The organism is Sinorhizobium numidicum (assembly GCF_029892045.1).
GTDB classification, from domain to species: Bacteria; Pseudomonadota; Alphaproteobacteria; order Rhizobiales; family Rhizobiaceae; genus Sinorhizobium; species Sinorhizobium numidicum.
In genome coordinates this window covers 550185-571494 of record NZ_CP120369.1, presented here as the reverse complement: position 1 = coordinate 571494, position 21310 = coordinate 550185, and the positions used below count along the sequence as shown (strand labels likewise).

The window sequence follows — 21310 nt, the reverse complement described above, 5'->3', positions numbered from 1 at the left end:
TGTCAATCGAGCGATCAAAAAGCCGGCTTACCTCGTAATGCGTCAGTTGGTCGGCCTCCTTTGCCGCCCTGATCAACTCTGAAATCGGTCGTCAGGCTCATCGGCTATATGCCGCAGGCTGCTCGTTGATCGGTGACATTTTCTTACTGTTGCCGGCGTTCGGCAATCATGCCGAACCTTGCCGCGAACCCGATCAAAGCGAGCACTTTAGCCTCAAGCCCAACCGATGTGCTCGCGCTTCACGCGTTTCAGGAAAAGCCAGAAGCGATACTCCGGGTTCTCCCTGCCACCGTATGCCTCGAGAGCGCAGTATGCGACCGATGCCGTAGCGTCTTTGCCGTGCTCGTCCATCGCCGCTTCGATAGCAGCTTCTTCCGTCAGGTCGCGCCAGTCGATCATCGGTCTCCCCCCTTTGGCGACGAGCTCGTTTGCGATCGGTAACTCGCGTCACGGCATCAGTCGAACGTCAGGCCTATCTTCTTGCGAAAAGGAGTGGAGGCTGCAGCGGGCACTGATACCGGTTTCTTTCCCAGCCCCGTCGCGCGTGCGAGTTCCGAGCGCTGTCGGGCATAGTTCGGAGCCGTCATCGGGTAGTCGGCTGGAAGCTTCCATTTTTTGCGATACTGCTCCGGCGTGAGACCGTACTTTGCCATCAGGTGTCGCTTCAGAGATTTGAATTTCTTACCGTCCTCCAGGCAGATGATGAAGTCCTCTGCCACGGATTTCTTGACCGGGACGGCGGGGCGTTGCTCCTCTACGGTGGGCTCGGCTTTCACTGGTCGAGATGTCCCGCCCAGCGAGCCGTAGGTTTGCTGGATAAGATGCGGGAGCTCGGCGGCAGGGACGACATTGCGGCTCAAATAGGCGGACACGATGCGGCTGGTGAGCTCAAGTCTCCGCTCGTTCATCTCCGAACGCGATTCCGTCAATGATCTTCTCCGTCGTCTGTCACCAATTGGGATCGACCACATAGCTTGCCGATATTTGGGTCGGAAGGAAGGCGGTTTGAGAGAAGGTCGCTGTTTATCGACAGTTTTTGCAGCCATTTATTCTTCGCTTCTGATGTTCTGACCGCATTTTAGGTTTCGAGAGTCTCTCCAGCTTTCTGCCGTGATTACCTATTCGCATCCCTCTCATTGTCCGTCGACACCGGGTATACTAAACGACAATGGCAGCGCATTCTGCTGGAGACCGGCGAGATAAGCATTGATACTTCAACTCAAGAGCGCGATTGTGGCCTGTAACCGCGGGCTCGCTTCTGGCGAGCCAAGAAAAGGAAGTGTCCGATCGCTTGACGCTCGTCCTTAAACAGATCAACACGCTTTTGGCCGCGAGTGCCGATACGACCCCAGCGGCGGACCAGAGCAGAGCCGCCGAACAGATCCGGTTCGATCGACATTGCATAAAACCGCGCCATATTCCTGGTCGTGTCGATTCGCTGAACATACAGGCGGAACCAATGCTGCGTCATGGCTGCAAGCTTGGCCGCTCAAGGGTTAGCCGTCCAACGACATTTATGAATCGATCATCGCTGATCGATTCAGAAATTTGATGCGCCGCTTGAGCGTCGGCGCCACTCGGAGTTCCGGGCAGTCAAAGTTGCGCGCTCTGGTTCGGCCTCACCGCCAGATCGGCGTTGCCTTCAGAATCGTCCGCATCAGTCAGTGAAGCATCCATCGACCGCTGCGGACGCCCCGTCACCGCAATAGTTCAGGCCCTCGCTACGCCGCCCGCCGATCCCAGACCGCGAACGGATCGGGAAGGTTGCGCCAGAGCTCGGGCGCAAAGACCGGACTGTCGATGAGACATGCATCGAGTTCCGCGCGGATCCTGCCCTCGTCCATCGGATCGGCGCCGATGAAGACGATCTCCTGCCGGCGGTCGCCCCAGACCGGATCGAGATAGGGCTTCAGCATTTTCAGGAAGCCGGGATCCTGCGGCCATTGCTCCCGTGGCACGGACGACCACCAGAGCCCCATCTTACCGGTTCTCACCAGCGCGCCCGCCTGGCTGATTTCACCGACGTAGTGTGGCCGCGTTGCCAGCCAAAAGAACCCTTTGGCGCGCACGACACCCGGCCACGACTTGTCGATGAAGGCCTGGAACCGCATGGGATCGAACGGCTTCTTCGCCCGATAGACGAAGGAGCGAATGCCGTATTCTTCCGTTTCAGGGATGTGGTCCTTAAAGCCGTGCAGTTCCTTGAACCAGAGCGGATGCGTCTCGGCTTTGGCGAAGTTGAACCGACCCGTGCCCAAAACCTCCTTCAGGTCGACCATGCCGAAGTCGGCTTCGATGAGCTTGGCATCGGGATTAAGGCCAACGATGATCTTGCGCGCCGCGTCGCGTTCTTCCGGCGTGGCCGTGCCGATCTTGTTGAGGATCACGACGTCGGCGAACTCGATCTGCTCGACCAGAAGATCGACGAGGGTGCGGTTGTCTCCGTCGCCGGCCGTGTCGCCGCGATCGGACAGGAAGTCGGCGGAACTGTAGTCTTTCAGCAGGTTTGCGGCGTCGACAACCGTCACCATCGTGTCGAGCCTTGCCACATCCGACAGGCTTTGCCCGCCTTCGTCGCGGAAGTCGAAGGTCGCGGCAACAGGCAGCGGTTCGGCAATGCCGGTCGACTCGATCAACAGGTAATCGAACCGGCCCTGCTCGGCGAGCGCGCGGACTTCCTTCAGCAGGTCGTCGCGCAACGTGCAACAGATGCAGCCGTTGGTCATCTCGACGAGTTGCTCCTGCGTGCGGGAGAGATTGGCGCCGCCGTCGCGCACAAGAGCGGCATCGATATTGACCTCACTCATGTCGTTGACGATAAGCGCAACACGCATGCCGTCTCGATTGGCAAGGATATGGTTGAGGAGCGTTGTCTTGCCGGCGCCGAGAAAGCCGGACAAGACAGTGACAGGAATTTTCTTCATCACTAGGACATCCTTCATCGCGATCGGCAATGCCGATCCGGGGTGTGCTGATCGCTATTGCGGGTTAATGGCAGTCGGCGCAGAGGCCGTGGACTTCGATCGTCGTGGTCCTGATCTTGAAGCCGCTGCTTCTCGCATGCCTGGTCAATGCGTCGTCGATCCTCGTATCGTGGAATTCGTTGACCTTGCCGCAGGCCTCGCAGATCTCGAAAGCCGTAATGCGCGGATGGATTTGCCCGCGGCGGGAGTGGCAGCAGACGACAAAGGCGTTCATGCTTTCCAGACGGTGGACGCGGCCGGCTTCCAGGAGCTTGTCGAGCGCTCGATAGACCTGGAGCGGCGCCTTGAGGCCATGGCCGCGCAGACGGTCGAGGATACTGTAGGCGCTGAGCGGTTGCGCGGACGATTGCAGCACCGAGAGCACGAGGCTCTGGTTCTTCGTCAGTTTCAGCGCGTCAGCATGGCTGGTCTGCGGCATCTTTCTCTCCGGAACAGGTTGTTCAAGTGGTCCGGAACTGCCGCCCAGTTCCGGACCACGGCATCATCACTTCAGTGCGATGCGCCGGAACCACCCACAGCAACGATCGAGAACGGCTGTCCTTCGACTGCGATCGTGCGGATCTCCTTCAGGGTCTCGGCATCAACAACCCGGACGAGCGAGTGCCGCGGGTCGGTGATTGCGATCTGACGATCGGCTACGGCCAGACGTGGACGGGGGTCGCGCCAATGGCCATCCTTGCTATAGGGCTCGGTGACCTTGCCCTTGCGGGCGATCTCGCCCTTGATCACGTCCAGCACGTGAAGATCGCCGTCCTCCGTCAGGATGTAGGCATTGCGCGGCGTCGCAGGATCGAGCAGGAAATCGACCCGCCGGGTAGGAAGCTCGATCAATCGAAAAGGTTGCTCATTGTCCGGGTCGATGAGCACGACCTTGTCCTCGCCGTAGTTGCCGAGGAAAAACTGCATCGCCTTGCCGCCCAACAGCGTTCCCGTAGAAGCCTTCGGGAAATCCGCGGGATAGGGCAGCATTTGCAGTTTCGGCCCGTCGATACCGCCAGGGCGCGCAACGAGGACACCTTCTTTGCAGCCAAAGGCAACAAGGCGCGCCGAGGTCGCCTCACCATGAAGGTCGGTGCATTTGGCAATGTCGCCAACCTGCTCGCCCTGATCGTCGATCACACGCAGACCGACGCGCGGGGGCAGTTCATCCGGCTTCGTCTCGATCTCTGTGTTCGGTATCGATACCAGCACGTAGCGTCCTAGGGTCACTGCAACACCATGATGCGGCTTGGTTGCGTCGATGGTGCGGACCTCGACCTTGCCCTCGAGCAGGGCTGCTTCGTCGATAATGTCGGCTTTGCCATCACGGTCGTAAAACAGGATCGCGTGGTCGCCGTGCGGAACGACGTGGACAGGGCGCTTGCCCTCGAAGGTTGCCGGAAGAAGAGCCACGTCCGTGACGTCCAGGTCACGATGTTCGCCGTGATCGGAGAATGTGATGCCGGTCCTGATGACGTGCACGACGTCATGATCCGATTGCGTTGCAAACACCGTCTGTCCGGAGGCGCTTGCGGTCAGCGCCGCATAACCTTTCAAGTCGTAGTGGCCAAGTTCCTTGCCGTCAGAAAAATCGATGGCCCGAACGACCGGCTGCGTATGATCGGCGACGAAGATCCGCCAAGCCGCTTGCGTTTCGTGGTCTTCGGCGAGCGCGCCCTGGGCCGCAAACACGAGGGTCGCCGCCATTGCCGTCAGCAGGCGGTTTTGGGTGAGAGACAATCTCATAGGTTCCTTCCTTTGGTTTGAAACGATTTCTGATTGGCGGGCTTGCGCGCCGCTACTCGGCGGCTTCTCGCGTCGCGCGGCATTTGGAAAAGCCGTCGCTGATGATGTCCTTCGGAAGATTGCGTCCGATGAAGACGAGGCGCGTCACGCGCTCTTCACCGGCCTTCCAGGGACGTTGATGATCGCCTTCCATCAGCATGTGCACGCCCTGGACGACGTACCTGTCGTCGTCGCCGGCAAATGAGATGATTCCCTTCATCCGGAGCATGGCCATGCCGAAGGCTCGCGTAACGGTCTGGAGCCAATTGAAGAACTTGTTCGGATCTATCGGCTCCCGTTGGACAAGCGAGAAACTCGTCACATGGTCGTCGTGCTCATGGTCATGTTCCTCGTCGAGGAAGTCGGGTTCCACTTCGAGAATGCGATCGAGATCGAAGGCCTTGCGATCGAGCAGGCTGGCAATATCGAAATTGCAGCGTTCCGAGCGCAGAATGCTGGCGGTCGGATTGAGGCGCCGGATCCGCTCTTCGACAGAGGTTATCGCCTGCTCCGTTACGAGATCGATCTTGTTGAGAATGATGGTGTCGGCGAATGCCAGTTGTTCTTGCGCCTCAGGCGCCCGGTCGATCTCGTCGAGGAGATGCCTGGCATCGACAACGGTGATGATCGAATCGAGGCGTGTCTTTGACCGGACGTCTTCATCGACGAAGAAGGTCTGCGCTACCGGCGCCGGGTCCGCGAGGCCGGTGGTTTCAATGAGTATGCCGTCAAACCGGTCTCGGCGGCGCATCAGCGCTTCGATGATGCGGATAAGGTCGCCGCGCACCGTGCAGCAAATGCAGCCGTTGTTCATTTCGAAGATTTCTTCGTCCGCATCGACGATCAGATCGTTGTCGATGCCCACCTCGCCGAATTCGTTGACGATCACCGCGAACTTTTTGCCACGCGGTTCAGTGAGGATCCGGTTTAGAAGCGTGGTCTTGCCCGCGCCAAGATAGCCCGTAAGCACGGTGACTGGAGTTGGCTCGCTCTGCTTCGGCATGGTTGATCTCCTCAATTAACGGGTTCTGACACCGCCGAGCGGGCTTGGCGTCGGGGTCACGTTCGAGTCATCGGTACGTTATTACGTAACAATTCATTTGACGAACGTAATAACATTACATATGCAGTCGCTGTCAATCCCTGAGGACGCGATGACCGACATCTGCCTGGAATTCAAAAATCTGACGCTCGGCTATAGGGGCCATGCTGCTGTTCACCACCTGAGCGGCACTGCCGAGCGCGGGGTTCTGACCGCGATCGTCGGCGCCAATGGATCAGGCAAGTCGACGCTGATGAAGGGGATCGCAGGGATCCTGAAGCCGATCAGCGGCACTTGTTCCACGGGTTATCGGCGGCTGGCCTATCTGCCGCAGCAATCGGAACTGGATCGCAGCTTTCCGGCGCGCGTAATCGATCTGGTATCGCTTGGCTTCTGGCAGGACCGGGGATTGCTAGGCCGCATTACCGGCAAGGACAGGGCGAAACTTGCCGCGTGCCTTGATGCCGTCGGACTGACAGGCTTTGAGAAGCGCCCTCTCGACAGTCTGTCCGGGGGGCAAATGCAGCGCGCCCTGTTTGCGCGGACGATGCTCCAGGATGCCGATCTGATCCTGCTGGACGAGCCCTTCAACGCAGTCGACGGGAGGACGATCCAAGATCTCGTTCGTCTGATCCAGGAGTGGGCCGCGCAGCGCCGGACGGTGCTTTGCGTCCTGCACGATCATGCGCTTGTGCGCGCGCATTTTCCGCGCACGCTGCTGATCGCTCGCAAGCTGGTGGCCTGGGGACCGACATCGGAGGTTCTGACCCCGGAGAACCTGTCGCGCGCACGGAATTTCCAGGAGGCGTGGGACGACAGGGCCGGTTGGTGCGAGGACGAGCGGCCGGGTTCCAGTCCCGTTCACGAGCACGACGGTGGTCCCAAGCAAGGCGGCGGCCCCAAGCAAAGGGTTGCCGCCCATGTATGACAATTTGCTCGGCCCCTTCCTGCAATACGGCTTCATGCAGCGGGCGCTGCTTGGTTCCGTGGTTCTATCGGTCAGTTGCGCGCCCGTGGGCGTGTTTCTGATGCTTCGACGCATGAGCCTGACCGGCGATGCAATGTCGCATGCCATACTGCCAGGGGCCGCACTCGGCTTTCTCCTCTTCGGACTCGACATCCTGCCAATGACGATAGGTGGTCTGGTCGTTGGCTTGGTTGTGGCGCTCGGCTCCGGGCTCGTGTCGCGCTTCACGGTCCAGAAGGAGGATGCCTCGATGGCGGCCTTCTACCTGATCTCCCTGGCCGCGGGTGTCCTTCTGGTTTCATGGCGTGGGTCGAGCGTCGATCTGATGCATGTGCTGTTCGGCTCCGTACTCGCCCTGAACGACGAGGCGATTGGCTTGATCGCAAGTATTGCCGCCGTGACCTTCCTCGCCTTCGGCCCCTGCTGGCGCGGGCTCGTCGCCGAGTGCCTCGATCCGCTTTTCTTGCGATCGGTCAGCCGGATCGGCGGGCCCGTCCACCTCCTGTTCCTGGTGTTGGTCGTGCTCAATCTCGTCGGCGGATTTCAGGCGCTGGGCACACTGCTGTCAGTCGGTCTGATGATGCTGCCGGCCGTGGCAGCCCGCTTCTGGTCAAACGATGTCCGCGTCTTGTGCCTGATCGCCATCGCTATCGCCGTGGTTTCATCGCTCGGCGGCCTCATCCTTTCCTATCACGCATCCATGCCGTCCGGACCGGCCATCATCATGGTCGCCGGGGGCGCATACATCCTGTCCGCTCTTTTTGGCCGAAGAGGCGTGCTTGCGAGCGCGTTCTCGTCGCGCCGCCATAAAACCGCCTGATCATCATAAGGAGATTTTCATGTTCAGGACATTACGCCTCGCAACCTATGCCAGCCTTCTTACGCTTGGCGGTCTCGCTGCCAGCGCGTCTGCTGCCGAGCTAAAGGTCGTCGCGAGCTTCTCCATCATCGCCGATTTCGCCAAGAACGTGGGCGGCTATCGGGCTGAAATCGCGACGCTGGTGCCGGTCGATGGCGATGCCCACGTCTACGAGCCACGCCCGGCCGATGCGGCTGCTCTGGAGCAAGCCGATGTTGTTCTGACGAACGGTCTTCAGTTCGAAGGCTTCATGTCGCGCCTGATCGAGACGAGCGGTACCAAGGCTCCCGTGATCGAAGTGAGCAAGGGCATCGAACCGCTGAAAGCGGCGGAAGAAGAGGGTGCTCAGCACGAAAGCGAGGAGCATGCGACGGCCGAGAACGGGCACGATCATGGCCATGAAGGGCATCACCACCATGGCGAGTTCGACCCGCACGCTTGGCAGTCCATCCACAATGCCAAAATCTACGTGAAGAACATCGCCGACGCCTTCTGCCAAGCCGACAAGGCTGGTTGCGCGACATACGCGGCCAACTCGGAAGCCTATCTCGCCAAGCTCGGCGAACTGGAGGCGGAGGTGAAGGCCGCAATCGACGCCATTCCGCAGGACAAGCGCACCATCATCACCTCGCATGATGCGTTCGGCTATTTCGAGCACGACTACGGTCTGAAGTTCATCGCACCTGAGAGCATCTCGACGGAAGCGGAAGCATCCGCCGCCGACGTCGCCAGGCTCGTCGATCAGGTGAAGGAGGAGAAGGCCTCGGCGATCTTTGTCGAGAGCATCACCAATCCCCGCCTCATCGAGCAGATTGCCGGCGAAACCGGTCTGAAGGTCGGCGGAACGCTCTATTCCGATGCGCTCTCCGGCGAAGACGGTCCGGCAGCCACCTATATCGACATGTTCCGCTATAACGTGAACACCATCAAGGCTGCCATTCTCGGAAGCTGACCAGCGGCTTGCCCGGCATGGGCCGGGCAAGCCTGCAAACCACCCGTGTGAACCATTGGAGGCGATCGCGACATGATTGGCGGACTGTTCAAGCGGCACAAGCCAGCGCGGGGGAAACCGGAGGATCAAATGAGGCCAATCTACGACCCGGTGCCCGTGACATTGCTGACGGGCTTCCTCGGCTCCGGTAAGACAACGTTGCTGAACGCGGTTCTTGCCGATCCCCGGATGGTAGGCACGGCCGTCATCATCAATGAGTTCGGGACGGTTGCGATCGACCACGACCTAGTCCGCACCGGTTCTGAAACCTATTTCCGCACCACGACCGGCTGCATCTGCTGTACGGCGACGAGCGACGTCCGCGTCTCCCTGTACGAGCTGCACGAGACGCGGCTGCGAGCCGAAATTCCTCCGGTTTCGCGGGTCATTATCGAGACCACCGGACTCGCCGATCCCGCTCCAATCATCAACAGCCTCATTCCCGGTGGCGCACCTGCCATGGGACTGCGGGACCACGTGGTGGCGCGGCACTTCTTCCTTGCCGGCGTCGTCACGGCTTTCGATGTTCTGACGGGCCGATCAACGCTCGACTGCTTCCTTGAAGGCTGGAAGCAGCTCGCTTTCGCCGACCATATCGTCCTCACGAAAACCGATCTTACGGATGAGCCTCATGATTGGGCCGCAGAACTCTCAGGGCTCAATCCGGCTGCTCGCTATCATGACCGTCGTAAGGGACTTGATCTGGAAGCCCTGTTCGGCGAAGGCGGCTATTCCACATCCAGCAAAGCCGAGGATGTGCCTGGATGGCTTGCGATGGAGACGCTTGTTCAGCATTCCGACCATTCCCATGAGCCGAATCGACACGGCGACGAGATCGAAGCGTTCAGCCTGACACATGACGTGCCGCTCGAACCCCAAGCCGTGGAGACCTTTCTCCACATCGTAACGAGCAATATTGAGTCGGGCCTGCTCCGATTGAAGGGCATTTTCGCACTTGCCGATGATCCGAACCGGCCCCTGGTGGCGCATGCCGTGCGGCATCGGCTCTATCCGTGCCACCGCCTCGACAGATGGCCAGACGGTGATCGCCGCAGTCGCGTCGTCCTGATTGGCCAGGACATGCCCGCCAAGCCGATCCGCGACGTCTTCGACGTGCTAGCGCCGCGCTCGTCCAGGAAGCAGCGGAGGTCCGCATGAGCGGCACCTTCGTCAATCCTCTCGCGCGTGGCACGGCTGGCGTCATCAACAGCGCGCGTGCGATCAAACAATGGACGCGCGAGGTGCTTATGCTGCAAGACGACACCATCGTCTCCGTCAACGAACTTGCCTGTCATCTACCGGGCTGCCCCCCAAAAGAGACTGTCGTTCTCGTCATGCAGGGACCTGGACCAACCATGCAAGCATCGATTCACAAGCCAATGAAGGACATCGTCATCGAGGATATTGCGAGTGCATTTAGCCGCGGGCCGGGCGTAGATGAGCTTGCGGGAGCGATCGAACCCTAGCGTACACTCGGTTCTGCTCGCGGCGAATTGTGTTGATGGGAGCTGCCCCAAAATGTTCGGCAAAGGTTTGTTCGTGCTTTGCCGAACGATGAATCCCGGTGCGGTTTGGCTACAGGACCAAAAGATCGCCGAGCACTGCGTCTCCGATCACTTCGCGGGCAGTCTGACGGTGGAATGCCGTCATTCGTCCTTACTGAGTCCGATCGGTGCGACGTAGGTGTGCAGCTGTTCCGGAGGAAGGCCGGAGACAGAGATGAATGCTGTCCTATTCGCTCATCCTGGCGCGGAGCCTCGGCGCGCAAGGTGGCGACGCGACCGCAATTCGCGCCGGCGCGGGAGCTCGCCTGCCGATCTGCTGGGTCCGAAATCACACGGACTGACGCGCATTGATGATCGGGCAATACCGCCAGCTTCTGCCGATTAGGATTGCCACCTTCAAATCTGTCGTCGATTATCGAGACGAGAGCCTCGCTGCGTTGAGCGGCTCGATAAAGGAGACCTATCCAAAGATGATCCTTTCGAAATCCTCCCAGCTCTCATCCATGGCAAAGGCGGCGGAAATGTAGGGAATGCCAATGTGGCCGTAGCGGACAGATAATTGCCGTTCCGCAGTCTCTTCGTCAACGCCCGCGATCTGCTGAAGATAGATCATCGAGACCAGTCCCGTTCTATCGGCTCCCGCCTGGCAATGAATGAGAATCGGCTTTGGGGCATCCTGCAGCAACGCAACTAGTTGCCGGACCTCATCTGGTGAAACCTTCTTGGAGGCCGACAGCCGGAAATCGACATGAGCAATGCCGGCTCGATTGGCAGCGTCGACTTCCTGCCGATACCAGCCTTCCTTGCTTTTGCCGCGCAGATTCACAATCGTCTTGATTGCGTATTGCCGTGCATAGCTCGCGATGTCGGCCGCCGACGGCTGCGCCGATCGGTAAAGCTCGCTGGGCAGCACCTCGTGGAAATTGCCCGTAAGTTGCAGAACGCCAAGGTAACCGCCTAAAAGTAATGCAGCCGCGCCGGCGGCACCTGCCAGCAAATTCGAAAATTTCTTCATGTTCACCCCAGTTGTTGCGCAGGAAAACGGAGGATTGCATCGAGGCCTGGCTTTCGGTCGTCGAGCACTATGCTGGCGGCATGCAGATCGGCAATTGCCTTCACGAGACTAAGGCCAAGGCCACTACCGGGCGTCGTGCGGCTTTTGTCGAGCCGATAAAGGCGCCGGAACACGAGCTCGCGTTCCCCCGCCGGAATGCCCGGCCCGTCATCCGCAACGGTGACGCGGAAGCTTCGACCATCCACCGCGAGCTTCATCGTGATCTGTGTTTTCGGGGGGCAGTGGGTGATCGCATTTTCGATGAGATTGACGAAGAGTTGAGTGAGCAACTCACGGTCACCCACGATCATACAGGGAAGCTTCACTTCGGATATGAACTCCAACTCCTGATCGTTATCTTCGGCGACGCTGCGATAGATCTCTGAAACTGACTGCAGGACATCCATCAGGTCGACGGGTCGGAATCGCGTCTTTCGCGCGCCGGCCTCGATCTGCGATATGCGCAATAAGGCCTCGAATGTAGCGTTGATCCGGTCGCTCTCCGCGCGCGCTTCGACGAGACGATCCTGCACATCTTCGCCCCGTTCGCTTTGCTGCATGGCCTGCTCGATCGTCATGCGCAAGCGGTTCAGTGGCGTCTTCAGATCATGGGCAATATCAGCGCTGACCTGGCGCATGCCCTCGACTAGCGCCGACAGACGATCGAGCGCCTCGTTCATGTGCTTCGAGACGACGTCGATATCGTCGCCGTTCCCGCTCAGCGGAATACGCGGAGAAAGATTGCCGTTCGAAACCTCGCTCATTGCACGCGCAATACCCTGCAGCCGATGCTGGGCGCGGTTGGCGAGGATGGCCCCGCCGCCGAATGCGAGGGCGACGATCACGCCGGCGCCCCAAGCGAAGCTCGCTAGTGCGGTTTCCTCGACTTCGTCGGTTTCCGCGAAACTGTGGCCGAAAACGAGCCGATACCTGCCTACGTTGCCGGCCATTATTCGAAACTGCTCGTCGCCCTTTAGTCCCAGATTCGAGGCGCTAACGCTCGACAGGCCATCGTCAACAGACACGGATCCAAGATTGCCGGCCAGCCGCTCGCCCTTGTCGTCGAGCAACAGATACACCTGATCGTCAGACCGACTAAGCCTGGCATAGGTATTGATCGCCGCTGACAGATCCTCCAGATCGCCGGATGAGTAGGTGGAGGCTACTACCGAATAGGTCTCGCGCACGGAGGCGTCGAGCGCCTCCGCCAATTCCCGCTTGAGCATTGCATAAACGATGGTGCCGGTGACGAGGAATGCCAGGACGAAGAGGAAGCCGAACGTGAGCGCCAGACGGAAGGGCGTGCTCCGCAACAGTCTAGCGGCGCGCATCGAGGCGATATCCGATATTGCGCACCGTATGGAGCAGCGGAGCGTCGAACGGCTTGTCGATCTTCGCTCTTAGACGGCTGATATGTGTTTCGACGACGCTGGTCTTTGGGTCGAAGTGGAAATCCCACACCCGTTCCAGAAGCATTGTCCGCGTCAGCACCCTCCCTTCTGCCCGCATCAGCACCTCGAGCAGCGTGAATTCCCGCGGCTGCAGATCGATCGTCTGCCCCCGGCGGCTGACCTGTCGCTTGACCATGTCCATTTCCAGATCGGCAAAACGAAGAAGCGTTTTCTGATCCTGGACCGGAGGGCGCCGGCAAAGCGCGTTGACACGGGCGAGCAGCTCCGAAAAGGCGAAGGGCTTTGTCAGGTAATCATCTCCGCCCGCCTCAAGTCCTTCCACCCGGTCGTCGACCCCGCCGACCGCTGTCAGGAACAACACCGGGGTCTTCACCTTCGCCGCGCGGACCGCTTTGACCAGGGAAAGTCCGTCCAGACCCGGCAGCATTCTATCGACGATCATGACGTCGTATGGCTCACGGCTGGCCTGAAAGAGGGCGTCACGACCGTCCTCGATGACATCGCAGACATGACCCGCTTCGGACAGGCCCCTTAGAATATATTCCGATGTCTTTTGGTCGTCCTCGATGACGAGAATGCGCATTGCCGTCCGACTCCACCGTTATCCTGCCACCGGTAAACTCTCTTCGGTGTATAAATCGCGCAATATTGTGTCCCAGACCTGATCGAATTTTTACAAATTCGTAAGGCGGTTCGGGTCAGCGGCAATTCAATGCTCAAAGGACGTTCTTACGAACGGCATCCTGTCGGCAAGAGCACTGTATAGCAGCCTCTCCACAACTTCGGCGCAGAAGGTTCATCCGATCGCTCTCGGGAATGCCCGGTCCATGTCTCGGACGGTTGTCGTTTCGAGTAGCGGCTTGTCGCTCTTGCAAGCCGTCGAAAGCGGCCGGGCCTGCGTTACCGCGCGGCTCCCGCCTGGTGGCCGGGGGCCGAAAAGTGGCTCGAAAGCATCAGCATTGAAAGCGTCGGCGTGGCCCTCGCGCGCTCGCATAGCGCCAGGACGGCGGTTGGGTTCCCCTGGATGTGTAGAAGCATCGCCCAAAGCCGCACGCGGAGAAAGTAGCGCCTGCGCGCCAGTGATAACCACGTTTTACATATCCGTATGTTGACGGCCAGGTCTAAGTGAAAGTGCCCGTGCAACTTGGGTCGTCGCGGACAGGTGTCCGCAAGCACTCAAGCGGACGAGAGACGAAAATGGTTCAACCAGACATCCCAAACAAGATCGCAGCGATCACTGCATCCTTCTGGATCGCAAAGATCATCGCGACCACACTCGGCGAAACTGCCGGGGACTTTATCGCCCACACCCTGGGCCTCGGCTATGTTGTTGGCTTCTTCGGAACGGTCGCGCTGCTTGTCGGCGTCCTGCTCACGCAGATCCGGTCCAATGCCTTCCACCCGGCCCTGTTCTGGGCCGCGATCGTCGCCACCACCACTACAGGCACTGAAATCTCGGATATGATGGACCGTACGTTCGGGCTCGGCTACGTGCTCGGCTCGACGATCCTGGTCGCCGGTCTGGCCATCACGCTGACGCTTTGGTACTGGCGCAAGCGGACGTTGAGCGTCGAGCCCATCGTGGGCAAGGACAGCGAGCTGTTCTTCTGGATCGCTGTGGTCTTCTCCAACAGCCTCGGTACCGCATTCGGCGATGCTTTGATCGACCCGATCGGCCTGAATTTCGTACAGGGCGCTCTGGTATGCTCGGCCCTAATTGCCGTGATCCTGGCGCTCCACTACTTCACCAAAATCAACGCCGTCCTCCTCTTCTGGGCGGCCTTCATCTTCACCCGTCCGTTCGGTGCGACCTTCGGCGACTTCCTGGTCAAAGAACACACCCATGGCGGTCTCGAGCTCGGAACGCTTGAGACGTCGCTCGTCGCCTTCGCTCTTCTTGGGGGGGTGGTTTTCATCGGCTCGCGTCGCGATCGCAAGATGCGGCTCGAGCTTTCGGATGCGAAGGCGTCGTGACCCTACTGCGCGAAAGCTGTAACGAACCCCAGCGAAACCTGGGCCGGCGCACGCAACGCGCCGGTCTGATTGTCAGCGGCGCCACGGTGGAAACTGCGGCTCACCAGCAGGTAACGAAGCAGAAATGCGAGCGCTCGGCATACCAGTTGCGGCGTCGCTTCGTCTTGCTCGTGCTACCGTCACTTGCTGCCGCCCTGATCGGCTTGCTGTTTGCATTCGCGCAGGCGCTCTCAAGCAGCGCCGAATATGCTTATGAATCGCAGGCAGCAGCCTGGCACAGTGCTTTGGTCGCCACCGCAGAGCGTGCCGATCCGGCGGCATGGCTGGCACGCCAACTGGGCGCGACCAAGGGCGAGGTGGCGGTGGCGTCTTCGGCCCTGTCAAGGGAAGCCGAGGAGATGAACTGGCTATGTGCCGTCATTCTCGATGCGTCCGGTTCCATTATCGCGGGAACGGCAGATCGCGGCTGTCGAAATTTGAGCCTTGGTGAATTCAAGAGCGTAAAGCACGGCTTCTCTCTGTTCCGCGAACAGGACGGACCGTCGATGCATTGGCTGGTGGCAACCAAGATCCAAGCCAATTCGAAAGAACCGCCGCTGGTCGTGGTCACTGCGGAGGCATCTGCAAACTGGGAACGCGCGCTTTCCACCTACACGTTGCTCTGGCTCGGCGGGGTCGGCTCCGTCTTTGCCATATCGATCGGCCTGGCCCTCTTGTTTGTCTCAAAGGCGCAATCCGAAATCGACCACCGAACCGCCGCGTTGAACGAGGCCCATGCCTCGCTGGCGCGATTCGTTTCGAAGAATGTTAGCCGGCGTGCAGAGGCGCGGTCGAGCAGTCCGCGGCGTATCAATGCGTCGGTGCTGTTCCTCGACATTCGCGACTTTTCGAGCTTTGCCGAAGCGGCGACGCCGTACGAAGCGGCAGCGCTGGTCTCCGCGGTCGCAAATATTGGGTTCCAGGCTGTCACCGCTCACGGCGGCGACGTCGATCGCCTCCTGGGCGATGGTCTCGTGGCGTGGTTCGAGGGCGACGAACGGAAGGAGAATGCCTGGCGAGCGGCAAACGAGACGCTGACCCGGCTGCGGCAATGCGAGCTCCCTCGACAGGTCGGCATAGGCATACACGAGGGCAATCTGGTCGAGGCCGAAATCGGAGCTGGCGGGCGAAAGGACGCCACGATCCTTGGAGATACCGTCAACATCGCCGCCGGGCTCTGCGGAGGCGCGCTGCCGTCGGAGTTGATCGTGTCATTCGAGCTCGGCCGTCCGCCAGAGGGCCTATCGTTGGTGGAGACGGCGACCGTGGCTCTGGAAATCAAGGGACACCAGCGCCCTGTGCAAGCCCGCCGCCTAAGGCTAGGGTCCGGCGTCGAGTGCGAACGCGAAACGCCAACATGTTTGCACCATGTCCCTTTGAGTTTGTCCGGAAGCGCTGCCCCAAGGCCCCCAGCCATAAACTAGTCTGACCGATCCTGAACTCAAGGACAGGAGCACCTCAGCACATTTCACCCGGGCCTTAGGCGCGACCTCTGGAGAGCGTCCCGTCTGTGCTAGTTGGAATGATCGCATAATGCATCAACGGGAACCAGCGCTCCGTTTATCGCCTCCTTACATCGTTGCTGGCTGTTCTTGCCAATTTTTGCCATTGCCGCTATGATCTCTCGCATGGGCACGATGAACATTTCTCTACCGGACCATCTTAAGAGCTTCGTCGATGAGCAGGTCGCGGGTCGGGGCTATGGGACGAGCAGCGAATATATCCGCGAACTGATCCGTCGAGATCAGGACCGTCTCAGTTTGCGCAGACTATTGCTTGACGGCGCATCGTCTGAACAGACTAAGCCCGTCGACGAGCGCTATTTCAACGATCTGCGCGATCGAGTGCGTCCTCGGCACAGCAAGTGACAATCAAAACGATTATACCCCGGGAGCTGGCTCGCAGTGACGTCGAGGCAGCCGTGGATTACTACGCACGCGAGGCTGGAGCCGAGGTCGCTCTGGGCTTTATCGACGCTCTCCAAGCAGCTTATGATCTGATCGCAAGGCATCCGGAGTCAGGAGCGCTGCGGTATGCATACGAGTTGGGATTGCCTGACCTGCGGAGCATGTCGCTGAAGCGATATCCCTATCTTGTCTTTTATCGTGACCAAACAGAGCATGTCGACGTGTGGCGTGTGCTTCATGCCAGGCGGGACATCCCGCAGTGGATGCAGGAGCCGGATAGTCATTGAACGTTTCCGCAGCTGTGGGACTCTAAAAAGATTAGCGGGCGGTCAGTTCGATTCCCTTCACATCAGGATTTTTGTCAATGGTTCATTCAGGTGGCATCGAGTTCTCCTTGGTAGTCGCATCCACGGTCTGAGACCATAGCAATTACCGGCCCGTCCTCGGGCCTGTACAACCTCATATGTGGAACGGCCCGCGGTGCAAGGGGCTTCTCAATCGATTTCACACGCGAGGACGGTGCGTTCATATGTACGGCCTTGAAGCGCGGTACATGACCGCTGGCCTCGATGAGATCCGCGAAACGAGGAGCTAAATCACATCCACGCACTTTAAGTGCAGTGAGTTTGGCGGCTTTGCTCGTTCCGGGATTTCGTCCCGTGGGTTCATCGTCTGTAGTTGCACCTTGCCTCTGCCGGCCTGCGCCGGTCAGATTGGTTTGTGGGTCATAATACTCATCAGGCGGCCGTAGTGAACGAGAGTGGCTCAGGACGATTGTAAATCCCGCCCCTATTCAGAAGCGCCCAGATGATCCTGGTCATCTTGTTCGCCAAAGCGACAGCGGCCACCTTGAACGGGCGCCTGGCGAGCAGCGCTTTCAGCCAGGGCTGTGCCCGATCATCGTTCCGGGCAATCCGCAGAACGGCTGTCGCCCCGAGGACCAACAGAACGCGGAGTTCGGGGTTACCCATTTTAGAGATCCCGCCCAATCGTTCCTTGCCTCCGCTGGAATGGGGCCTCGGTGTCAAGCCCACCCAGGCGGCGAAGTGGCGCGCCGATTTGAATCCGCCGGGATCTGGAACCAGGGCCTTTATGGTTGCCGCGATAATAGCGCCGACGCCGGGGATCGTCGTCAGGCGGCGCATGTCTTCATCGCGCTTCGCCTTCATGACGATGGCACGTTCGAGCTCGTTGATCTGATCAGTCAGGGCGTCGATCTGATCGGCAACCGCCGTCAAGGCGAAACGTGCCGCTGCGGGCAGTCGAGTATCTTCACCTTCCCGCACGATAGCCATCAGCACCGCAACGCTGGAAAGGCCGCTGGCCGCGATGATACCCAGTTCAGCCAGATGTGCCCGCAAGGCGTTGATCGACTGCGTTCTCTGCTGCACCAGAAGAGCGCGCGTTTTCAGAACCATTGCGTCTGCTTGCTGTTCGGCTGTCTTGATCGGAACGAAGCGCATGGTTTTACGGATCACCGCCTCGCTGATGGCTTCAGCATCGGCCGCGTCTGTCTTACCGCGCTTGACGAAAGGTTTGACGTAGGCCGGAGGAATGAGGCGCACATCATGGCCGAGGTTCGCGATCTCACGCGCCCAATAGTGAGCGCCACCGCATGCCTCCATACCAACCAGACATCGAGGCAGCTTTTCGAAGAAGCGCAGCACCTCGCCTCGACGCAGTTTCCGATTGAACAGGGGCGAGCCTTCGATATCGACGCCGTGAACCTGGAAAACGAGTTTGGCTAAATCGAGCCCGATGGTGCTAACATGCTTCATGGAACGGTCCCCCCTTTGTGGCGTTCGAACAACGACCACGTTTTAGCACTAGATGCTGTCGGAGCGGGCCGTTCCACCTCATCACATCCGGTCGCCGCTTTCAACGGCTGCACCATTATCCCGCTTTCGACGGGCACGGGCTCAGGAGAACGGGGCCAAACTCAAGGTCGGCGGTTAAAGCCAATGGGAATCCCGGTCCGTTCACCTGGATCCGTCAGGACTGATCAGGCCCTGAGGATAGCAATCTGCGTTCAATGGCTGCTTTTCACATCAGGCGGTTTTCATCACCGCTCCTTCGATTACGACGCCGGAGCTCACGTACTTCCAGAGGGCGGCCAGCAACTTGCGAGCCAGAGCGACGATCATCGGTCTCTTAAGACGACCGCTGTTGCGTGCAATGCGCTCCTTGAACCAGAAGGTCAGCGCCGAGTTCGGTTGATGGCGCAGCCATAGCCAGGCGAGCTCAACCATCGTCGCTCGCAAGCGCGGATTCCCCGCCTTCGAGACACCCTGCTCACGATTGACGTTGCCACTTTGCCAAGGCGAAGGAGCAAGCCCTGCGTAGGCCGCGACTTGCCGCCGATTGTCGAAGTGTCTGAACAAGCCTTCTGAGTAAAGTATCGTCGCGAACTCGGGACCAATTCCCTTGATCCTTAACAGCGTGGCTGCTCTTGCCGGTGCGCTGGTGGACTCGCGGGACATCAACGCATCGCGTTCTGCTTCTACCGCTTTGATCTGTGTGAGCAGCAATTCGAGACGATCGAGCTCACGGCAGATCTCTGCTCTCAGGTGCTTCGACACTATCCGGCCATCTCCCGTTCGAAGCTCCTCCAGGCGCTGACGGCGATCGCGACGCAAAGGCTCGTAATCTCGTATTCCTTGGGAGAAGAGCAGCCCCTTTATGCGATTGACGTGAAAAACACGTTCCGCAATCAGGGTCTTCCGCTCTCGTCCGAGCCGGCGGTTGTCTTCCTCTTCGGGCGTGCGGAGTTTGACCATCGAGCAAGCACGAGGTTCACCGCGTTTCCAGGCCATCACAGCCCGTATTAATGTTTCGCCGTCTATGCGATCGGTCTTTGCGCGGCGATGTCGGCGCGGCATGGCAATGGATGCAGCCTCCACAATATGGCTCTCAATCCAGGTTTCCTTGCTAAGCACTCGCCCCAGCCAGAAGCCATCAAGCCCGGCCTCCTGGATCACCACCAGTGGATAAAGCTTGTCCACACGCCGCTGCGCTTTCTGGCGAAGGGTGGCGAAACACGAGAACAAGCCGGCGATGTCACCACCAGTTACAGCATGGCGAGACATTTTCTCGCTCCCCGGCGAGAGAGCGGTCACGAGCCATGTCGATTTGCTCAGTTCCAACGATACGAAAATTGCGCCAAGATCGACGGGGGTAGCGGTATGTGCTTGGGGTTGATCTGCTTTCACCGGCATGGTTGGCCTCCAGAGAGATTTCTAGCGACCTCACTCTGCCACGGTGCAGGCCGCTATCCATTCCTGATGGGATCTCAAGGCGAGCGATCGAAACCACCCTCGGCGGCCGCAAAGGGTGGATAGTGTTGAAAAAGTCAGGCTTGAAACAGTCCTAAAGCACTGATTCAGTCTTCTTATCGGAAGGAGATTGAGTCGATGATGGGCGAGCAAAGTGTGATGCAGGAGGAGCTGTTCTATGGCTTCAGTCTGGAGCGGCACGTGCCGGCGGACCACCTTCTCAGGGCCATCGACCGCTTCGTTGACCTTTCCGGTGTCCGCCAGCACCTCGCGCCTTACTACAGCCCGATCGGCCGTCCCTCGATCGACCCTGAACTGCTGATCCGCATGCTGATTGTCGGCTACTGCTTCGGCATCCGTTCGGAGCGGCGGCTGTGCGAGGAAGTCCACCTGAACCTGGCCTATCGGTGGTTCTGTCGGCTTGGCCTCGAGGGCGATGTGCCGGACCATTCGACGTTCTCCAAGACGCGCCATGGCCGCTTCCGTGATGCCGATCTGCTGCGCGAGCTGTTTGAGAGCGTCGTGCGGCGCTGCATGAGAGAAGGCCTCGTCGGCGGCGAGGGCTTTGCCGTCGATGCCAGCATGATCGTGGCGGACGCCCATCGTCAGCGCGGGATCGAGACCGCCGAGGACCTCGACCCCAAAGCCAAGCGGGCTGTGGGAGAGTATCTCGCCACTCTGGATGATGCCGCCTTCGGAGCCGCCACGCCGGTGGAGCCCAAGTTCATCTCGCCGGTCGACCCGGCGGCACGCTGGACCGCCTCTTGGGGCGGCCCGGCTGTCTACGCCTACTGCACCAACTATCTCATCGATGTAGAGCACGCCATCATCGTGGACGTGGAGCCCTCGACTGCCGTGCGTCAGGCCGAGGTGACGGCCGCAAAGACCATGATCGAGCGTACTCACGACGAACTCGGCCTGTGGCCGGAACGGCTGATTGCCGACACCGGCTATGGCTCGGCCGAGATGCTGAACTGGCTGGTGCATGAGCGCGGGATCGAGCCGCATATCCCGGTGTTCGATAAGTCCAAGCGCAAGGACGGCACCTTCTCGCGTGAGGACTTCGCCTACGACCATGCAAGCGATACCTACCGCTGCCCAGGTGGGAAGCTTCTTCAGCACTACCGTCGGCGATTCTCGACACCGCGGACCGGTGTGGGAAAGGACAACACGCTACGCTATCTGGCGAGCAAGCATGATTGCGACCCCTGCGCACTCAAGCCCCGCTGTTGTCCGAAGACGCCGGCGCGCAAGGTAACGCGCTCAATCTATGAGGGCGCGCGCGACATGGCTCGCGACATTGCCAAAACCGACGCGTACCAGACGTCACGCTATCAGCGAAAGAAGGTGGAAATGCTCTTCGCGCACCTCAAACGCATTCTGAAGCTCGATAGATTGCGACTACGCGGCCCCTGCGGTGCCCGCGATGAGTTCCACCTCGCCGCCATCGCCCAGAACCTGAGGAAATTGGCCAAGATCTGCAGCCGGCGGACGGTAATCCCGGCCAGTTAGGGCGAGGAGGTCACGTCGATCTCAATTG

General features: G+C 59.7%; 23 protein-coding genes. 11 read left to right on the top strand and 12 right to left on the bottom strand.

Annotated elements, in window-relative coordinates; genetic code table 11:
- Positions 1 to 213 precede the first annotated feature (213 nt).
- From PYH37_RS31835 to PYH37_RS31805, 7 genes are all read right to left on the bottom strand, one after another.
- Positions 214 to 399, bottom strand: a complete 186-nt coding sequence (locus PYH37_RS31835) for a hypothetical protein (protein ID WP_280736507.1) — start codon at positions 397 to 399, stop codon at positions 214 to 216.
- A 56-nt stretch (positions 400 to 455) separates the two neighbouring features.
- The gene (locus PYH37_RS31830; protein WP_280736617.1) at positions 456 to 929 is read right to left on the bottom strand and encodes a Ros/MucR family transcriptional regulator; all 474 of its coding nucleotides are present in this window, start codon (positions 927 to 929) and stop codon (positions 456 to 458) included.
- Positions 930 to 1219: 290 nt separating this feature from the next.
- Positions 1220 to 1471, bottom strand: coding sequence for a WGR domain-containing protein (locus PYH37_RS31825; protein ID WP_280736508.1), 252 nt, complete (start codon positions 1469 to 1471; stop codon positions 1220 to 1222).
- 250 nt (positions 1472 to 1721) lie between these two features.
- The gene (locus PYH37_RS31820) at positions 1722 to 2924 is read right to left on the bottom strand and encodes a GTP-binding protein (protein WP_425336190.1); all 1203 of its coding nucleotides are present in this window, start codon (positions 2922 to 2924) and stop codon (positions 1722 to 1724) included.
- A gap of 64 nt (positions 2925 to 2988) precedes the next feature.
- A complete protein-coding gene (locus tag PYH37_RS31815; protein WP_280736510.1) occupies positions 2989 to 3402 on the bottom strand; it encodes a Fur family transcriptional regulator in 414 nt (137 codons plus the stop codon).
- 71 nt (positions 3403 to 3473) lie between these two features.
- Positions 3474 to 4709, bottom strand: coding sequence for a zinc metallochaperone AztD (aztD, locus tag PYH37_RS31810; RefSeq protein WP_280736511.1), 1236 nt, complete (start codon positions 4707 to 4709; stop codon positions 3474 to 3476).
- Between the two features lie 52 nt (positions 4710 to 4761).
- On the bottom strand, positions 4762 to 5751 hold the full coding sequence (locus PYH37_RS31805) for a CobW family GTP-binding protein (protein WP_280736512.1): 990 nt from the start codon (positions 5749 to 5751) through the stop codon (positions 4762 to 4764).
- 151 nt (positions 5752 to 5902) lie between these two features.
- Between PYH37_RS31805 and aztA the strand changes: the two genes are divergently transcribed.
- The 6 genes from aztA to PYH37_RS31775 all read left to right on the top strand — a co-directional run bounded on the left by aztA (position 5903) and on the right by PYH37_RS31775 (position 10453).
- Positions 5903 to 6718, top strand: coding sequence for a zinc ABC transporter ATP-binding protein AztA (aztA, locus tag PYH37_RS31800; protein ID WP_280736513.1), 816 nt, complete (start codon positions 5903 to 5905; stop codon positions 6716 to 6718).
- Positions 6711 to 7577 (top strand): zinc ABC transporter permease AztB, encoded by an 867-nt coding sequence (gene aztB / locus PYH37_RS31795; RefSeq protein ID WP_280736514.1) that lies wholly within the window; start codon positions 6711 to 6713, stop codon positions 7575 to 7577. The genes aztA and aztB overlap by 8 nt, the downstream gene beginning before the upstream one ends.
- A 19-nt stretch (positions 7578 to 7596) precedes the next feature.
- On the top strand, positions 7597 to 8568 hold the full coding sequence (gene aztC, locus PYH37_RS31790; protein ID WP_280736515.1) for a zinc ABC transporter substrate-binding protein AztC: 972 nt from the start codon (positions 7597 to 7599) through the stop codon (positions 8566 to 8568).
- A gap of 129 nt (positions 8569 to 8697) precedes the next feature.
- Entirely contained in the window at positions 8698 to 9765 is a 1068-nt protein-coding gene (locus PYH37_RS31785; RefSeq protein ID WP_280736516.1) for a CobW family GTP-binding protein, read from the top strand.
- A complete protein-coding gene (locus tag PYH37_RS31780) occupies positions 9762 to 10073 on the top strand; it encodes a hypothetical protein (RefSeq protein ID WP_280736517.1) in 312 nt (103 codons plus the stop codon). The genes PYH37_RS31785 and PYH37_RS31780 overlap by 4 nt, the downstream gene beginning before the upstream one ends.
- A 257-nt stretch (positions 10074 to 10330) precedes the next feature.
- Positions 10331 to 10453: a hypothetical protein gene (locus PYH37_RS31775; protein ID WP_280736518.1), complete on the top strand. Its 123-nt coding sequence runs from the start codon at positions 10331 to 10333 to the stop codon at positions 10451 to 10453.
- Between the two features lie 119 nt (positions 10454 to 10572).
- On the opposite strand, the gene PYH37_RS31770 is transcribed toward PYH37_RS31775, so the two are convergent.
- The 3 genes from PYH37_RS31770 to PYH37_RS31760 are packed head-to-tail and all read right to left on the bottom strand — an operon-like array spanning position 10573 to position 13161.
- Positions 10573 to 11127, bottom strand: coding sequence for a dual specificity protein phosphatase family protein (locus tag PYH37_RS31770; RefSeq protein ID WP_280736519.1), 555 nt, complete (start codon positions 11125 to 11127; stop codon positions 10573 to 10575).
- Between the two features lie 2 nt (positions 11128 to 11129).
- Positions 11130 to 12497, bottom strand: a complete 1368-nt coding sequence (locus PYH37_RS31765) for a sensor histidine kinase (RefSeq protein ID WP_280736520.1) — start codon at positions 12495 to 12497, stop codon at positions 11130 to 11132.
- Positions 12484 to 13161 (bottom strand): winged helix-turn-helix domain-containing protein, encoded by a 678-nt coding sequence (locus tag PYH37_RS31760; RefSeq protein WP_280736521.1) that lies wholly within the window; start codon positions 13159 to 13161, stop codon positions 12484 to 12486. The genes PYH37_RS31765 and PYH37_RS31760 overlap by 14 nt, the downstream gene beginning before the upstream one ends.
- Before the next feature lie 614 nt (positions 13162 to 13775).
- Between PYH37_RS31760 and PYH37_RS31755 the strand changes: the two genes are divergently transcribed.
- The 4 genes from PYH37_RS31755 to PYH37_RS31740 all read left to right on the top strand — a co-directional run bounded on the left by PYH37_RS31755 (position 13776) and on the right by PYH37_RS31740 (position 16785).
- A complete protein-coding gene (locus tag PYH37_RS31755) occupies positions 13776 to 14552 on the top strand; it encodes a COG4705 family protein (protein WP_280736522.1) in 777 nt (258 codons plus the stop codon).
- Positions 14549 to 16015 (top strand): adenylate/guanylate cyclase domain-containing protein, encoded by a 1467-nt coding sequence (locus PYH37_RS31750; protein ID WP_280736523.1) that lies wholly within the window; start codon positions 14549 to 14551, stop codon positions 16013 to 16015. The genes PYH37_RS31755 and PYH37_RS31750 overlap by 4 nt, the downstream gene beginning before the upstream one ends.
- Before the next feature lie 204 nt (positions 16016 to 16219).
- Complete coding sequence (locus tag PYH37_RS31745) at positions 16220 to 16459, top strand: type II toxin-antitoxin system ParD family antitoxin (RefSeq protein ID WP_280736524.1); 240 nt, start codon at positions 16220 to 16222, stop codon at positions 16457 to 16459.
- A gap of 2 nt (positions 16460 to 16461) precedes the next feature.
- A complete protein-coding gene (locus tag PYH37_RS31740) occupies positions 16462 to 16785 on the top strand; it encodes a type II toxin-antitoxin system RelE/ParE family toxin (RefSeq protein WP_280736618.1) in 324 nt (107 codons plus the stop codon).
- Between the two features lie 450 nt (positions 16786 to 17235).
- Here the strand turns inward: PYH37_RS31740 and PYH37_RS31735 are convergent, their stop codons facing one another.
- On the bottom strand, positions 17236 to 18276 hold the full coding sequence (locus tag PYH37_RS31735) for an IS110 family RNA-guided transposase (RefSeq protein WP_280736525.1): 1041 nt from the start codon (positions 18274 to 18276) through the stop codon (positions 17236 to 17238).
- A gap of 270 nt (positions 18277 to 18546) precedes the next feature.
- On the bottom strand, positions 18547 to 19713 hold the full coding sequence (locus PYH37_RS31730) for an IS110 family RNA-guided transposase (RefSeq protein ID WP_280736526.1): 1167 nt from the start codon (positions 19711 to 19713) through the stop codon (positions 18547 to 18549).
- A 195-nt stretch (positions 19714 to 19908) separates the two neighbouring features.
- On the opposite strand from PYH37_RS31730, the gene PYH37_RS31725 reads away from it, so the two are divergent.
- A complete protein-coding gene (locus PYH37_RS31725; protein ID WP_280736527.1) occupies positions 19909 to 21282 on the top strand; it encodes a transposase in 1374 nt (457 codons plus the stop codon).
- Positions 21283 to 21310: the final 28 nt, after the last annotated feature.